Source organism: Streptomyces sp. HUAS YS2 (genome assembly GCF_033343995.1).
Lineage (GTDB): Bacteria > Actinomycetota > Actinomycetes > Streptomycetales > Streptomycetaceae > Streptomyces > Streptomyces solicathayae.
Map to the genome: position 1 here is coordinate 3,362,850 of NZ_CP137573.1, position 15,320 is coordinate 3,378,169.

A 15,320-nucleotide genomic window follows, 5' to 3' on the forward strand; every position below is an offset into this window, starting at 1 on the left:
CGCTCCTAGCGCTTCTTGTTCGTCTTGCGGCGGCGGACGATGTACTTGTTCGACGCCTTCTTGGGCGAACGAGTACGACCCTCCTTCTGACCCCACGGGGAGACCGGGTGGCGACCACCGGAGGTCTTGCCCTCACCACCACCGTGCGGGTGGTCAACCGGGTTCATCGCCACACCGCGAACGGTCGGGCGGACGCCCAGCCAGCGCTTGCGGCCGGCCTTGCCCCAGTTGATGTTCGACTGCTCGGCGTTGCCGACCTCGCCGATCGTGGCGCGGCAGCGGGCGTCGACGAGACGGATCTCACCGGACGGCATACGAAGGTGGGCCATCGTGCCCTCCTTCGCCAGCAGCTGCACGGAGGCACCCGCGGAACGGGCGAACTTGGCGCCACCGCCGGGACGGAGCTCGATCGCGTGGATCGTGGTACCGACCGGGATGTTACGGAGGGCCAGGTTGTTGCCGGGCTTGATGTCGGCGCCAGGGCCGTTCTCAATCCGGTCACCCTGCGTGAGGCCACGCGGGGCGATGATGTAGCGCTTCTCGCCGTCCGCGTAGTGGAGCAGCGCGATGCGAGCGGTGCGGTTCGGGTCGTACTCGATGTGAGCGACCTTGGCCGGCACGCCGTCCTTGTCGTGACGACGGAAGTCGATCACACGGTAGGCGCGCTTGTGGCCACCGCCCTGGTGACGGACGGTCACACGACCGGTGTTGTTACGGCCACCCTTGCTGTGCAGCGGGCGGACCAGCGACTTCTCCGGCGTGGACCGCGTGATCTCGACGAAGTCGGCTACGGAGGAGCCACGACGGCCCGGCGTAGTCGGCTTGTACTTGCGGATTCCCATTTCTCAGTCCTCGTCCGATTCCGGACGATCCAGACCGCCCTTAGGCGGTCGGACCGCCGAAGATGTCGATACGGTTGCCCTCAGCGAGGGTCACGATGGCGCGCTTGGTGTCCTTGCGCTTGCCGAAACCGGTGCGGGTGCGCTTGCGCTTGCCCTGGCGGTTGATCGTGTTGACCCCGGTGACCTTGACCGAGAAGACCGCCTCGACGGCCTGCTTGATCTGGGTCTTGTTGGCGCCGGGCGCGACGATGAACGTGTACTTGTTCTCGTCCAGCAGCGCGTAGCTCTTCTCGGAGACAACCGGCTTGACGAGGACGTCGCGCGGGTCCGTGAAGGTCTTGCTGGTGATCGTGGCCTCGGACATCAGGCCTCGCTCCCTTCGTTGTCAGCGGCCTTGGGGCCAGACACGAAGGACTCGAGGGCGGCCTGGGTGAAGACCACGTCGTCGGATCGCATCACGTCGTACGTGTTCAGCTGGCCCGGCTCCAGGATGTGGACCTGGGGCAGGTTGCGGGCGGACAGCCACGCGGCCTCGTCGGAGCGCTCGGCGATCAGGAGCACGTTCTTGCGCTCCGAGATCTTGCCGAACAGCGTCTTGGCGGCCTTGGTGGAGATGCCACCCTCGACCACGCCGGTGACGACGTGGATGCGGGAGTGGGTCGCCCGGTCGGAGAGGGCACCGCGGAGGGCGGCGGCCTTCATCTTCTTGGGGGTGCGCTGCGAGTAGTCACGCGGCACGGGACCGTGCACGACGCCACCACCGGCGAACTGCGGGGCGCGGGTCGAACCCTGACGGGCGCGGCCGGTGCCCTTCTGGCGGTAAGGCTTCTTGCCACCACCACGGACCTCGCCACGCGTCTTGACCTTGTGCGTGCCCTGACGGGCGGCGGCCAGCTGCGCGACGACGACCTGGTGGATCAGCGGGATGCTGACCTTGGCCTCGAAGATCTCGGCCGGGAGCTCGACGGTCCCGGTCTTGTCGCCGGAGGGCGACAGAATGTCAATGGTGCTCATATCCTCAGGCCCCCTTGGCCGCGGTGCGGACCAGGACGAGGCCGCCGTTCGGACCAGGAACCGCACCCTTGATCAGGAGCAGGCCCTTCTCCGCGTCAACGGCGTGAACGGTCAGGTTCTGGGTGGTCACGCGCTCGTTGCCCATGCGGCCGGCCATGCGCATGCCCTTGAAGACGCGGCCCGGAGTGGCGCAGCCACCGATCGAACCGGGCTTGCGGTGCACGCGGTGGGCACCGTGGGAGGCCTTGCCACCACGGAAGTTGTGGCGCTTCATGACACCGGCGAAGCCCTTGCCCTTGCTCTTACCGGTGACGTCGACCTTCACGCCGGCCTCGAAGACCTCGGCGGTGATCTCCTGGCCGAGCGTGTACTCGGAGGCGTCAGCGGTGCGGAGCTCCACCAGGTGGCGGCGCGGGGTGACGTCGGCCTTGGCGAAGTGACCCTTGAGGGGCTTGTTCACCTTGCGCGGGTCGATCTCGCCGAAGGCGATCTGGACCGACTCGTAGCCGTCGATGTCGTTCGTACGGACCTGGGTCACGACGTTCGGGCCGGCCTTGACGACGGTCACGGGAACAACGCGGTTGTTCTCGTCCCAGACCTGCGTCATGCCGAGCTTCTCGCCCAGGATGCCCTTGATCTGCTTAGCCATTCTCAGATCACCGGCCTTCAGAGCTTGATCTCGATGTCGACACCGGCCGGGAGGTCGAGTCGCATCAGGGAGTCAACGGTCTTCGGCGTCGGGTCGAGAATGTCGATCAGGCGCTTGTGCGTGCGCATCTCGAAGTGCTCGCGCGAGTCCTTGTACTTGTGCGGCGACTTGATGACGCAGTACACGTTCTTCTCAGTGGGCAGCGGCACCGGGCCCGCGACCGACGCACCAGTACGCGTCACCGTCTCGACGATCTTCTTCGCCGAGGAGTCGATGACCTCGTGGTCGTAGGCCTTGAGCCGGATGCGGATCTTCTGTCCCGCCATGGCTACTCAGTAGTCCTTTGTCTCGTCAACGCTCTGGAACCCGGGGGATCTACCGACTCGACCTCCGACCCACGCGGTCGGGCGTGTCGCACTCCCTCTACGTAGAAATCCCTAGAGATTTCCCAACCAAGGGGGTACGGGCCCAGAAACCCGCGAAGCCAGGGGTACGAACACCCACCGGGTGCCTGGTCGGCGCCCCGCTGACACTTCCCGGAAGATTCCCGTACGTCCGCTCCTGAGCAGGGGCGACGAGTACTGTGGGACTCGCTTCCGGTCCTCCCGGCGGGAGGCGCGCAGCATCGGCACTCAACCGAGCAACCCCGACAGTCTGCCATACCGGCCATAGCCGCCGCCAATCGGGGCGGAAGACTGTACCCCACGTCACGTCGGGGTACACGCGGGGCACGAACAGCCGAGCGGGGCAGGTGCCGGCCATGCACACCAGCGACGAGATCTACCACCGGGTGCTGTGGGACCCGCGGTTCGATCCCGAGCGGTTCGTCATGGGGATCGCCGAGCGTGGGGCGCCGCCGAAGCGGGTCGCGCTGCCGGACTTCGTACCGGGCGGGGAGATCCCCTGGCACCGGGTGGTGTTCTTCGAGGCGGACGGGCGGGTCGTCTGGGACCGGGCCACCGGCGTCGACCGGCTCGACGAGACCGTCCGTGGCCTCGTCGGCCCCGACCCCTCCCCCTCCGACGTCCTCGCCGTGCCGCCCTCGCACCGCACCGCCGTCGCCTGGCTGCCGCCCGCCGAGCTGTGGCCGCCGATCCAGCACATCCGCCGGACGCACGACCGGCAGATCCGCCGCTGGCCGCCGCACGTCAACGTGCTGTTCGGCTTCGTCCCCGAGGCGGAGTTCGTACGGGCCGCTCCGCTGGTCGCGGCGGCTGTCGCGGAGACCCCGCCGTTCACCGCCCGCCTGGAGGGCGTGCACTGGTTCGGGCACCGCGAGGACGCCACCGTCTGGCTCGACCCGGCCGCCGCCGGCGAGGAGCCCTGGGCCCGGCTGCGTGAATCCCTGGAGCTCCGCTTCCCGCTCTGCGGCGGCCGCTCGCACGGCTACACCCCGCACCTCTCCCTCGGCCGCAGCCCCGACCCGCACCCCCTCGTCCGCACGGCGGAGTCCCTGCTCGGCCCCATGACCGCCCGTGTCGACGAGCTCGTCCTGCTCTCCCGCCGCGACGACGGACCGATGGAGGTACGCGCCCGCGTCCACCTCGGCACCGGCGAGGTCCGCCCCGCGGCCCGCCCGCAGGCCCCTCCCCAGGAGAATCCGGCGGTTCCGGGCAACCCCGGACCGCCCGGCACCGTCTAGTCAGACGCGGCACTCGGCTTCGACCGGCCCTGCCGGCAGACACCGAGGTCAGCAGTACGCAGTACGGGGGCACCGCCACGCGCCGGACCGCTGCGGGGGAAGCGGACGGAGCAGGACAGTGGACGCAGTCATACCCGAGCCCACCCGCGTCCGGCGGCGCAGCGTCGTCGCGTCCGCCGCCGCCCTCTCGCTGGCCGCCCTCGCCGGCTGCTCCGTCCCCCGGCCACGCCGCAAGGCCCCCGCCGCCGACCCCGCGCCGGGCCTGGCCATCGCCGGCTCCCGCCACACGCAGCTGATGCAGATCGCCGCCCACCCGGACGACGACCTGTACTTCATGAACCCCGACGCCCGCCGGATGATCGACGCGGGCATCCCGCTGCTCTGCGTCTACGTCACCGCGGGCGAGCACGACGGCAGGAACCACATCCCCGGCCGCGGCCGGACGGACACCCCCGCCGACCCGCCCGCGTACTCCTCCGCCCGCCACCAGGGCCTGCGCCAGTCCTACGCCGAGGCCATCGGCCTGGGCCGCTTCACGCCCTGGCGGAAGGACCTCGTCACCCTCCGCGGCGGCCGGCGCGCCGAGATCAACACGCTCACCAACGGCGCCCGCCGGGTCGACCTGGTCTTCCTCAACCTGCCGATGCACACGCCGCGCCGCTGGATGGCGCTGCCGGCGCTGTGGAGCGACCGCAAGCTGGAGCTGCGGACGGTGATCGCCACCGACTCCCCCGTCCTGAAGGCCGAGACGTACGACTACGACAAGCTCGTCGACGTCCTCGCCGGGCTGATGGAGACCTACCGGCCCACCGTGATCCACACCCTGGACCCGGACCCGGACATCCAGCACAGCGACGAGAAGACCCGGAAGTTCGACAGCGAGCAGCCCGGCTACTCCGACCACGGCGACCACACCGCCGTCGCCTCCTTCAGCTGGGCCGCGATGGTCCGCCGGGTCGCCGAGGCCACCAAGGCAGGCGGCACCGTCCCGGCCTTCGCGGCCACCGCCTTCCGCGGCTACTACAACCGCCACTGGCCGAAGAACCTCCCGCCGCAGGTGCTCCGGGAGAAGGCCGCGCGCCTCGTCCCGTACGGCGGCGACGCCTCCTGGAAGTGCGGCAACCCGTCCGGCTGCGGCGACTACAGCGTCGGCGGCGACCGCCCGCTGAAGAACGTCAAGGGCTGGGTGCGGGCCACCCACTACCGCTACCCCGGCACCGGCCCGGCCGTCGTCGCCGAGGAGGACGGCCGGCTCACCGCGTACGGCGTGCTCGGCCTGCGGGCGGTGCGCTGGCGCGAGAACGCGCCCGGCGGCGGGCTGTGGGGCGAGCCGGAGGACCTCGGCGGCGGGCCGCTGGCGCCCGCCCTGGGCTCCGCGACGCTCGCCGACGGACGGGTGCTCCTGTTCGGACTGCGGTTCGCCGCGCTCGGCGGGCACGGCGGGCCGAACCGCCGCGAGATCGTGCTGCTGGAGCAGCGCTCCCCCGGCGGCCCGTTCCTCGCCTGGAAGGGACTGGACAACCCGGAGCGCGGCGACGACCGCGGCCGGCGCATCGGTGTCCCGGTCGCGGTGGCGGCGCCGGACGGCCGCGTCCACCTCTTCGTGCGCAACGCGGACAAGGGCGTCTCGACGCGGGTGCGGCGGGCCGACGGCTCCTGGGAGCGGTGGCGGACCCTGCCCGGGGACGAGGAGGTCCAGGACGGGCTGCGGGCGCTCGTGGACGGGCGGGGGCGGGTGCACCTGTTCGCCGCGGGCCGCGAGGAGATCCGGCACTGGGTGGACGGGGTCGCGGCGGCGCCGCTGCCGGGGGCGGGCGACCCGGTCGGGGCGGTCGCCACGGCCGCGGCCGTGGAGCTGTACTTCCGGGCCCCGGCGACGAAGGAGCTGCTGACGGTGCCGGCGACCGGCGGCCGGGCCCGTACCGCCGCGTTCGACGGGTACGGCGCGGTGACCGCGGCCGCGGACGTCCGCGGCACGGTCCTGCTCGGGCGGGACCTGCGCGGCCGGGTGCAGCTGCGCCGGGGCGGGTCGCTGCACACCCGTACGCAGGGAGTCGTGGCCCTCGGGGACTCCGCCCTGCGGCTGACGCCCCAGGGTGCGGTCGCCGTCGGCATAGGGGCGGACGCGCATCCCTGGACCTGGCGGCCGGAGCACCCGGCCACGGGCTGAGCGGCTCCCCCACCGGCCCCCGGACCCCTGGCCCCGGACACCGCCGGCTGCGGACAACGCGAAGGGCCCCGCACCTCTCGGTGCGGGGCCCTTGCGTTGGAGCTCAGCGAGCTACCAGGTCAGAACACGAATTACTTCGTGATCTTGACGACCTGGCCGGCGCCGACGGTCCGGCCACCCTCACGGATGGCGAACTTGAGGCCCTCCTCCATGGCGACGGGCTGGATCAGCTCGACGGACATGGCGGTGTTGTCGCCCGGCATGACCATCTCGGTGCCCTCGGGGAGGGTCACGACGCCGGTCACGTCCGTGGTACGGAAGTAGAACTGCGGGCGGTAGTTGTTGAAGAACGGGGTGTGACGACCACCCTCGTCCTTCGACAGGATGTAGGCCTGGGCCTCGAAGTTGGTGTGCGGCGTGACCGAGCCCGGCTTGATGATGACCTGGCCGCGCTCGACGTCCTCGCGCTTGATGCCACGGAGGAGCAGACCGACGTTCTCACCGGCCTGGCCCTCGTCGAGCAGCTTGCGGAACATCTCGATGCCGGTGACCGTGGTGGTGGTCTTCTCCGGACGGATACCGACGATGTCGACGGTCTCGTTGACCTTCAGGACACCACGCTCGATACGGCCGGTGACGACCGTACCGCGACCGGTGATCGTGAAGACGTCCTCGATCGGCATCAGGAACGGCTTGTCGACGTCACGCTCGGGCTGCGGGATCGCCTCGTCGACGGCGGCCATCAGGTTCAGGACCGACTGGCCCCACTCCTTGTCGCCCTCGAGCGCCTTGAGCGCCGAGACCTTGACGACCGGCAGGTCGTCGCCCGGGAACTCGTACTCGGAGAGGAGCTCACGCACCTCGAGCTCGACGAGCTCCAGGATCTCCTCGTCGTCCACCATGTCGGCCTTGTTCAGGGCGACGACGATGTACGGAACGCCGACCTGGCGGGCCAGGAGCACGTGCTCCTTGGTCTGCGGCATCGGGCCGTCGGTGGCGGCGACCACGAGGATGGCGCCGTCCATCTGCGCGGCACCCGTGATCATGTTCTTGATGTAGTCCGCGTGACCGGGGCAGTCGACGTGCGCGTAGTGACGCGACTCGGTCTGGTACTCGACGTGCGCGATCGAGATCGTGATACCGCGCTGGCGCTCCTCGGGAGCCTTGTCGATCTGGTCGAAGGCCGAGGCCTCGTTCAGGTCCGGGTACGCGTCGTGCAGCACCTTGGTAATGGCGGCCGTGAGGGTCGTCTTACCGTGGTCGATGTGACCGATGGTGCCGATGTTGACGTGCGGCTTAGTCCGCTCGAACTTCGCCTTCGCCACTGGGGTCCTCCTGGGGAGTGGTTCTGTACGCCTTACTCATCGGCGCCAGGTGATCTTTGCTGGGATGCCGGCCGCCGGGGTCCGGTGCTCCGGGTTCGGGGTCGTCACCCCGGCGGTCGGGTCAAGCCTAAAGCGTGGAACGCGGTGCGTTACTCGCCCTTGGCCTTCGCGATGATCTCCTCGGCGACGTTCCGCGGAACCTCGGCGTAGGAGTCGAACTGCATCGAGTAGCTTGCGCGACCCGAGGTCTTGCTGCGGAGGTCTCCGACGTAGCCGAACATCTCCGAGAGGGGCACGAGGCCCTTCACGACGCGAGCGCCGCTGCGCTCCTCCATGGCCTGGATCTGGCCACGGCGGGAGTTGATGTCACCGATGACCTCGCCCATGTAGTCCTCGGGCGTGGTGACCTCGACGGACATCATCGGCTCGAGGATGACCGGCGAAGCCTTGCGCGCGGCCTCCTTGAAGGCCTGCGAACCGGCGATCTTGAACGCGAGCTCGGAGGAGTCGACCTCGTGGTAGCCACCGTCGAGAAGGATGACGCGGACGCCAGTCATCTCGTAGCCGGCCAGGATGCCGAACTGCATGGCCTCCTGCGCACCGGCGTCGACCGAAGGGATGTACTCCTTCGGGATGCGGCCACCGGTGACCTTGTTCACGAACTCGTACGAGGAGTCGCCGCCCTCGATCGGCTCGATCGCGATCTGCACCTTGGCGAACTGACCGGTACCACCGGTCTGCTTCTTGTGGGTGTAGTCCACGCGCTCGACGGTCTTGCGGATCGTCTCGCGGTACGCGACCTGCGGCTTGCCGACGTTCGCCTCGACCTTGAACTCGCGACGCATACGGTCGACGAGGATGTCGAGGTGAAGCTCGCCCATACCACCGATGATGGTCTGGCCGGTCTCCTCGTCCGAGTGCACCTGGAAGGAGGGGTCCTCCTCCGCGAGACGCTGGATGGCGACACCCAGCTTCTCCTGGTCACCCTTGGACTTGGGCTCGATGGCGACCTGAATGACCGGCGCCGGGAAGTCCATGGACTCCAGGATGACCGGGTTCTTCTCGTCGCACAGCGTCTCACCGGTGGTGGTCTGCTTGAGGCCCATGACGGCGACGATGTCGCCGGCGCCCACCGAGTCGATCTCCTCACGCTTGTTCGCGTGCATGCGGTAGATCTTGCCGATGCGCTCACGCTTGCCCTTGACGGAGTTCAGCACCGAGGTGCCGGCCTCCAGGCGACCGGAGTAGATCCGGACGAAGGTGAGCTTGCCGAGGTGCGGGTCGCTCGCGATCTTGAAGGCGAGCGCCGACAGCGGCTCGTCGTCGGACGGCTTGCGCTTCACGACGACCTCGGCGTCCTTGACGTCGTGGCCCTCGATGGCCTCGACGTCCAGGGGCGACGGGAGGTAGCGCACGACCGCGTCGAGCAGGGGCTGAACACCCTTGTTCTTGAACGCGGTGCCACAGAAGACGGGGGTGATCGTCTTCTCGCCGCCACCCTTGCCGGAGGCAATGGTGATACGACGGATGGCGGCGTAGAGCTGCTCCTCGGTGGGCTCCTGGCCCTCGAGGAAGAGTTCCATGATCTCTTCGTCGTTCTCGGCGACGGTCTCGACCAGCTTGCCGCGCCACTCTTCAGCGGCCTCGGTGTGCGTGGCCGGGATGTCGACGACGTCGTACATCTCGCCCTTGGTCGCTTCCGCGGACCAGACCAGGGCCTTCATGCGGACGAGGTCCACGACACCCTGGAAGTCCATCTCGGAACCGATGGGGAGCTGCATGACGATCGGGACGGCGCCGAGGCGGTCCACGATCATGTCGACGCAGCGGTGGAACTCGGCACCCGTACGGTCGAGCTTGTTGACGAAGCAGATACGCGGAACGCCGTAGCGGTCCGCCTGACGCCAGACAGTCTCGGACTGGGGCTCGACGCCGGCCACACCGTCGAACACGGTGACCGCACCGTCGAGCACGCGCAGCGAACGCTCCACCTCGACGGTGAAGTCGACGTGGCCCGGCGTGTCGATGATGTTGATCGTGTGGTCGACGTCTTCGAGCGGCCAGTGACAGGTGGTGGCAGCAGAGGTGATCGTGATGCCACGCTCCTGCTCCTGCTCCATCCAGTCCATCGTGGCGGCGCCGTCGTGGACCTCACCGATCTTGTACGAAACGCCGGTGTAGAACAGGATCCGCTCGGTGGTGGTCGTCTTGCCCGCGTCGATGTGGGCCATGATGCCGATGTTGCGCACCTTGGCCAGGTCAAGCGAAGTGGTAGCCATAAGGCTTCAGTCTTCTCTCGGTCTCGATGTGGGTTGCGACTACCAGCGGTAGTGCGCGAAGGCCTTGTTGGACTCGGCCATCTTGTGCGTGTCCTCGCGCTTCTTGACCGCAGCGCCGAGGCCGTTCGAGGCGTCCAGCAGCTCGTTCATGAGGCGCTCGGTCATGGTCTTCTCGCGACGGGCGCGGGAGTAACCCACGACCCAGCGGAGCGCGAGGGTGGAGGCGCGACCGGGCTTGACCTCGATCGGCACCTGGTAGGTGGCGCCACCGACACGGCGGGACTTGACCTCGAGAGACGGCTTGACGTTCTCGAGGGCGCGCTTCAGCGTGATGACCGGGTCAGCGCCGGTCTTCTCGCGGAGGCCTTCCATGGCGCCGTACACGATCCGCTCGGCGGTGGAGCGCTTGCCGTTGAGCAGGATCTTGTTGATCAGCGAGGTGACAAGAGGAGAACCGTAGACCGGGTCGATGATGACCGGGCGCTTCGGGGCGGGGCCCTTACGAGGCATTCTTACTTCTCCTTCTTGGCGCCGTAGCGGCTGCGGGCCTGCTTGCGGTTCTTGACGCCCTGGGTGTCAAGGGAGCCGCGGATGATCTTGTAGCGAACACCCGGCAGGTCCTTCACACGGCCACCACGCACGAGCACGATGGAGTGCTCCTGCAGGTTGTGTCCCTCACCCGGGATGTAGGCCGTGACCTCGATGCCCGAGGTCAGACGCACACGCGCGACCTTACGGAGGGCCGAGTTCGGCTTCTTCGGGGTGGTCGTGAACACACGCGTGCAGACGCCGCGGCGCTGAGGGGAACCCTCGAGTGCGGGCGTCTTGTTCTTCTCGACCTTGTCCTGCCGGCCCTTACGGACCAGCTGCTGGATCGTAGGCACTACTTCTCCGGTTTCTGTGTGCCGTGTAGTAAAGCTAACCTGGAACGTTGCCGACCCACGCGGTCGGGTGTGTCGAACCCTGCAAACCCTCGCGCAAGGCGAAAAGGGCGCAGATTTCAGTGGCCAGTACCGGCTCGCCGTGCGGTTGACAGCACGCACACGAGCCAGGGCACACCCCAGGCACAAGGTCTGAGCGTACCTACCGCACAGACTCCGGTCAAAACAAAAGGAACGCGGCAGAGCGCAGAGCCGCCCGGACGCCCGCGACCTGCGGTTCTACCGGAGAGGGCCTCGTCTATCACAGGACGACGCGGACCGCACTTCGGCGGCGCCGTCGGCGCCGGCGTGCCCTCGGCCACCGCGGCCGGGTCGTCCACCACGTCGTCCTCGTGGCCGTGCCGTCGCGCATGCCGGGCCGGTGGGGCCTCCGGCCGGTCCTCGGCGCACAGAGGCTCCTGCGGCAGCACCGCGTCCCGGACGGCTCGGAGAACCCCGAAGGGCGGCACCCCGTCATGGGGTGCCGCCCTTCGGTCAAGCGACTCGCTTACTGGTTGTACGGACCGTAGTCGTAGTCCTCCAGCGGGACGGCCTGGCCGGAGCCGGTGCCGAACGGCGAGTAGTCGATGTCGTCGTAGCCGACGGCCGAGTACATCGCGGCCTTGGCCTCCTCGGTCGGCTCGACCCGGATGTTGCGGTAGCGGGACAGACCCGTACCGGCCGGGATGAGCTTACCGATGATGACGTTCTCCTTGAGGCCGATGAGGCTGTCGGACTTGGCGTTGATCGCCGCGTCCGTCAGGACTCGGGTCGTCTCCTGGAAGGAGGCGGCCGACAGCCAGGATTCCGTCGCCAGCGAGGCCTTGGTGATACCCATCAGCTGCGGACGGCCGGAGGCGGGGTGACCGCCCTCGGTGACCACACGACGGTTCTCGGTCTCGAACTTCGAGCGCTCGACGAGCTCGCCCGGCAGCAGCTCCGCGTCGCCGGACTCGATGATCGTCACGCGGCGCAGCATCTGCCGGATGATGATCTCGATGTGCTTGTCGTGGATCGACACACCCTGCGAGTTGTAGACCTTCTGGACCTCGCCGACCAGGTGGACCTGGACGGCACGCTGGCCGAGGATCCGCAGCACGTCGTGCGGGTTGGTGGCACCCACGGTGAGCTTCTGGCCCACCTCGACGTGGTCGCCCTCGCCCACCAGCAGACGGGCACGCTTCGAGATCGGGAACGCCGTCTCGTCGCTGCCGTCGTCCGGGGTGACGACGATCTTCTTGGTCTTCTCGGTCTCCTCGATACGGACGCGGCCGGCCGCCTCCGAGATCGGGGCGACACCCTTCGGCTGCCGGGCCTCGAAGAGCTCGACGACACGGGGCAGACCCTGGGTGATGTCGTCACCGGCCACACCACCGGTGTGGAAGGTACGCATCGTCAGCTGGGTACCGGGCTCACCGATGGACTGGGCGGCGATGATGCCGACCGCCTCACCGATGTCCACCAGCTTGCCGGTGGCGAGCGAACGGCCGTAGCAGAACGCACAGGTACCGACGGCGGACTCACAGGTCAGGACCGAGCGGGTCTTGACCTCCTCGACGCCCGCGTTGACGAGGGCGTCGATGAGCACGTCACCGAGGTCGACGTTGGCCGGCGCGATGACCTTGCCGTCCACGACGACGTCCTCGGCGAGCATCCGCGCGTACACGGACGTCTCGACGTCGTCCGTCTTGCGCAGGACGCCGGCCTCGTCCTTCTCGGCGATCCGCAGCTTCAGACCGCGCTCGGTGCCGCAGTCCTCCTCGCGGATGATGACGTCCTGCGAGACGTCCACCAGACGACGGGTCAGGTAACCCGAGTCGGCGGTACGCAGGGCGGTGTCGGCGAGACCCTTACGGGCACCGTGCGTCGAGATGAAGTACTCGAGGACGGACAGACCCTCGCGGAAGGACGCCTTGATGGGACGCGGGATGGTCTCGTTCTTCGCGTTCGACACCAGACCACGCATACCGGCGATCTGACGCATCTGCATCATGTTTCCTCGGGCACCCGAGTCAACCATCATGAAGATGGGGTTCGTCTTCGGGAAGTTCGCGTTCATCGCCTCGGCGACCTCGTTGGTCGCCTTGGTCCAGATCGCGATGAGCTCCTGCGTGCGCTCTTCCTTGGTGATCAGACCGCGCTCGTACTGCTTCTGGACCTTCTCGTCCTGCGCCTCGTAGCCCGCGACGATCTCCTTCTTCGCCTCGGGAACGACGACGTCGGAGATGGCCACGGTGACACCGGAACGGGTCGCCCAGTAGAAGCCGGCCGCCTTCAGGTTGTCGAGCGTCGCCGCCACGATGACCTTGGGGTAGCGCTCGGCCAGGTCGTTGACGATCTCGGAGAGCTGCTTCTTGCCCACCGAGTAGTCGACGAACGGGTAGTCCTCGGGCAGCAGCTCGTTGAAGAGCGCGCGGCCCAGCGAGGTCCGCAGACGGAACGAGTCACCCTGCTGCCACTCCGGCTCGCCCTCCTCGGCGACCGGGGGAACCCAGCCGCGCGGCGGAACGGTGCCGATCGGGAAGCGGATGTCGATCTGCGACTGCAGAGCGAGCTCGCCGGCGTCGAACGCCATGATCGCCTCGGCCGTGGAGCCGAACGCGCGGCCCTCGCCCTTGGTGTCACGGAGCTCACCGTCGGTGGTGAGGAAGAACAGACCGAGGACCATGTCCTGGGTCGGCATCGTCACCGGACGGCCGTCGGCCGGCTTGAGGATGTTGTTCGAGGACAGCATCAGGATGCGGGCCTCGGCCTGCGCCTCCGCGGAGAGCGGCAGGTGCACGGCCATCTGGTCACCGTCGAAGTCCGCGTTGAAGGCGGTGCAGACGAGCGGGTGGATCTGGATGGCCTTGCCCTCGACCAGCTGCGGCTCGAAGGCCTGGATGCCGAGGCGGTGCAGCGTGGGCGCACGGTTCAGCAGAACCGGGTGCTCGGCGATGACCTCTTCGAGAACGTCGTACACGACCGTGCGGCCGCGCTCGACCATCCGCTTGGCGCTCTTGATGTTCTGCGCGTGGTTCAGGTCGACCAGGCGCTTCATCACGAACGGCTTGAAGAGCTCAAGGGCCATGGCCTTGGGCAGACCGCACTGGTGCAGCTTCAGCTGCGGACCGACGACGATGACGGAACGCGCGGAGTAGTCCACACGCTTGCCGAGCAGGTTCTGACGGAATCGACCCTGCTTACCCTTCAGCATGTCGCTGAGGGACTTCAGCGGACGGTTGCCGGGGCCCGTGACCGGGCGACCACGACGGCCGTTGTCGAAGAGGGCGTCGACCGCCTCCTGGAGCATCCGCTTCTCGTTGTTCACGATGATCTCGGGGGCACCGAGGTCGAGCAGACGCTTCAGACGGTTGTTGCGGTTGATCACGCGGCGGTACAGGTCGTTCAGGTCGGAGGTCGCGAAGCGGCCACCGTCCAGCTGCACCATCGGACGCAGGTCCGGCGGGATCACCGGCACGCAGTCGAGAACCATGCCCTTGGGGCTGTTCGCGGTCTGCAGGAACGCGGAGACGACCTTGAGGCGCTTGAGCGCACGGGTCTTCTTCTGGCCCTTGCCGGTACGGATGATCTCGCGGAGGCGCTCGGCCTCCTCCTCCAGGTCGAAGGACTCCAGGCGCTTCTGCAGCGCCGCGGCACCCATCGAGCCGTCGAAGTACGTGCCGAAGCGGTCACGCAGCTCGCGGTAGAGGAGCTCGTCGCCCTCCAGGTCCTGGACCTTGAGGTTCTTGAAGCGGTTCCAGACCTCGTCGAGACGGTCGATCTCGCGCTGCGCGCGGTCGCGCAGCTGCTTCATCTCACGCTCGGCGCCCTCGCGCACCTTGCGGCGCACGTCGGCCTTGGCACCCTCGGCCTCGAGCTCGGCCAGGTCGGTCTCGAGCTTCTTGGCGCGGGCCTCGAGGTCCGCGTCGCGACGGTTCTCGATCTGCTGACGCTCGACGGAGACGTGGGCCTCCAGGGACGGCAGGTCGCGGGTACGACGCTCCTCGTCCACGAACGTGATCATGTACGCGGCGAAGTAGATGACCTTCTCGAGGTCCTTCGGCGCGAGGTCCAGCAGGTAGCCCAAGCGCGACGGAACGCCCTTGAAGTACCAGATGTGGGTGACGGGAGCGGCCAGCTCGATGTGGCCCATCCGCTCACGGCGCACCTTGGCGCGGGTGACCTCGACGCCACACCGCTCACAGATGATGCCCTTGAAGCGGACGCGCTTGTACTTGCCGCAGTAGCACTCCCAGTCCCGGGTCGGACCGAAGATCTTCTCGCAGAAGAGTCCGTCCTTCTCGGGCTTCAGGGTGCGGTAGTTGATGGTCTCCGGCTTCTTGACCTCGCCGTGGCTCCACTGGCGGATGTCGTCAGCGGTGGCCAGACCGATCCGGAGCTCGTCGAAGAAGTTGACGTCGAGCACTATGCGTCAATCCCTCTCAGGGTTGTAAGTCTTGGGGTCTGAAACGGGGGTCCTGGGGCCGGCCGGGGACT

Annotated in this window: 11 protein-coding genes and 1 pseudogene; 2 read left to right on the forward strand and 10 right to left on the reverse strand. The window is 68.1% G+C overall.

Going from position 1 to position 15,320, the window contains the following annotated elements:
- Positions 1 to 5 precede the first annotated feature (5 nt).
- Genes rplB through rpsJ form a run of 5 tightly spaced genes read right to left on the reverse strand, consistent with a single transcriptional unit; the run spans position 6 to position 2,831 of the window.
- Positions 6 to 842 (reverse strand): 50S ribosomal protein L2, encoded by an 837-nt coding sequence (rplB, locus tag R2D22_RS15250; protein WP_318103819.1) that lies wholly within the window; start codon positions 840 to 842, stop codon positions 6 to 8.
- A 40-nt stretch (positions 843 to 882) separates the two neighbouring features.
- The gene (rplW, locus tag R2D22_RS15255) at positions 883 to 1,206 is read right to left on the reverse strand and encodes a 50S ribosomal protein L23 (protein ID WP_318103821.1); all 324 of its coding nucleotides are present in this window, start codon (positions 1,204 to 1,206) and stop codon (positions 883 to 885) included.
- The gene (rplD, locus tag R2D22_RS15260; RefSeq protein ID WP_318103823.1) at positions 1,206 to 1,856 is read right to left on the reverse strand and encodes a 50S ribosomal protein L4; all 651 of its coding nucleotides are present in this window, start codon (positions 1,854 to 1,856) and stop codon (positions 1,206 to 1,208) included. The genes rplW and rplD overlap by 1 nt, the downstream gene beginning before the upstream one ends.
- A gap of 4 nt (positions 1,857 to 1,860) precedes the next feature.
- Positions 1,861 to 2,505 (reverse strand): 50S ribosomal protein L3, encoded by a 645-nt coding sequence (gene rplC / locus R2D22_RS15265; RefSeq protein ID WP_318103825.1) that lies wholly within the window; start codon positions 2,503 to 2,505, stop codon positions 1,861 to 1,863.
- 17 nt (positions 2,506 to 2,522) lie between these two features.
- On the reverse strand, positions 2,523 to 2,831 hold the full coding sequence (gene rpsJ / locus R2D22_RS15270) for a 30S ribosomal protein S10 (protein ID WP_003948644.1): 309 nt from the start codon (positions 2,829 to 2,831) through the stop codon (positions 2,523 to 2,525).
- Positions 2,832 to 3,265: 434 nt separating this feature from the next.
- Between rpsJ and R2D22_RS15275 the strand changes: the two are divergent.
- Together R2D22_RS15275 and R2D22_RS15280 are read left to right on the forward strand one after the other, a co-directional pair.
- Positions 3,266 to 4,066: pseudogene (locus R2D22_RS15275) on the forward strand (RNA repair domain-containing protein); the annotation flags it as partial.
- A gap of 199 nt (positions 4,067 to 4,265) precedes the next feature.
- The gene (locus R2D22_RS15280; protein ID WP_318103827.1) at positions 4,266 to 6,317 is read left to right on the forward strand and encodes a PIG-L family deacetylase; all 2,052 of its coding nucleotides are present in this window, start codon (positions 4,266 to 4,268) and stop codon (positions 6,315 to 6,317) included.
- A gap of 131 nt (positions 6,318 to 6,448) precedes the next feature.
- On the opposite strand, the gene tuf is transcribed toward R2D22_RS15280, so the two are convergent.
- The 5 genes from tuf to R2D22_RS15305 all read right to left on the reverse strand — a co-directional run bounded on the left by tuf (position 6,449) and on the right by R2D22_RS15305 (position 15,249).
- Positions 6,449 to 7,642 (reverse strand): elongation factor Tu, encoded by a 1,194-nt coding sequence (gene tuf / locus R2D22_RS15285; protein WP_318103828.1) that lies wholly within the window; start codon positions 7,640 to 7,642, stop codon positions 6,449 to 6,451.
- 149 nt (positions 7,643 to 7,791) lie between these two features.
- Positions 7,792 to 9,921, reverse strand: a complete 2,130-nt coding sequence (gene fusA / locus R2D22_RS15290) for an elongation factor G (RefSeq protein ID WP_318103830.1) — start codon at positions 9,919 to 9,921, stop codon at positions 7,792 to 7,794.
- Between the two features lie 39 nt (positions 9,922 to 9,960).
- Positions 9,961 to 10,431 carry a 30S ribosomal protein S7 gene (gene rpsG, locus R2D22_RS15295; RefSeq protein WP_262006819.1) on the reverse strand — a complete coding sequence of 157 codons (471 nt, stop codon included), beginning with the start codon at positions 10,429 to 10,431 and terminating at the stop codon, positions 9,961 to 9,963.
- 2 nt (positions 10,432 to 10,433) lie between these two features.
- The gene (gene rpsL / locus R2D22_RS15300; protein WP_003948652.1) at positions 10,434 to 10,805 is read right to left on the reverse strand and encodes a 30S ribosomal protein S12; all 372 of its coding nucleotides are present in this window, start codon (positions 10,803 to 10,805) and stop codon (positions 10,434 to 10,436) included.
- 544 nt (positions 10,806 to 11,349) lie between these two features.
- Complete coding sequence (locus R2D22_RS15305; protein ID WP_318103835.1) at positions 11,350 to 15,249, reverse strand: DNA-directed RNA polymerase subunit beta'; 3,900 nt, start codon at positions 15,247 to 15,249, stop codon at positions 11,350 to 11,352.
- Positions 15,250 to 15,320: the final 71 nt, after the last annotated feature.

Bases quoted from the DNA above. Each gene is read 5' to 3' on its own strand.
- fusA (WP_318103830.1), bottom strand. From the start codon at position 9,921: ATGGCTACCACTTCGCTTGACCTGGCCAAGGTGCGCAACATCGGCATC.
- rplD (WP_318103823.1), bottom strand. From the start codon at position 1,856: ATGAGCACCATTGACATTCTGTCGCCCTCCGGCGACAAGACCGGGACC.
- rplC (WP_318103825.1), bottom strand. From the start codon at position 2,505: ATGGCTAAGCAGATCAAGGGCATCCTGGGCGAGAAGCTCGGCATGACG.
- rpsJ (WP_003948644.1), bottom strand. From the start codon at position 2,831: ATGGCGGGACAGAAGATCCGCATCCGGCTCAAGGCCTACGACCACGAG.
- rplW (WP_318103821.1), bottom strand. From the start codon at position 1,206: ATGTCCGAGGCCACGATCACCAGCAAGACCTTCACGGACCCGCGCGAC.
- rpsG (WP_262006819.1), bottom strand. From the start codon at position 10,431: ATGCCTCGTAAGGGCCCCGCCCCGAAGCGCCCGGTCATCATCGACCCG.
- rplB (WP_318103819.1), bottom strand. From the start codon at position 842: ATGGGAATCCGCAAGTACAAGCCGACTACGCCGGGCCGTCGTGGCTCC.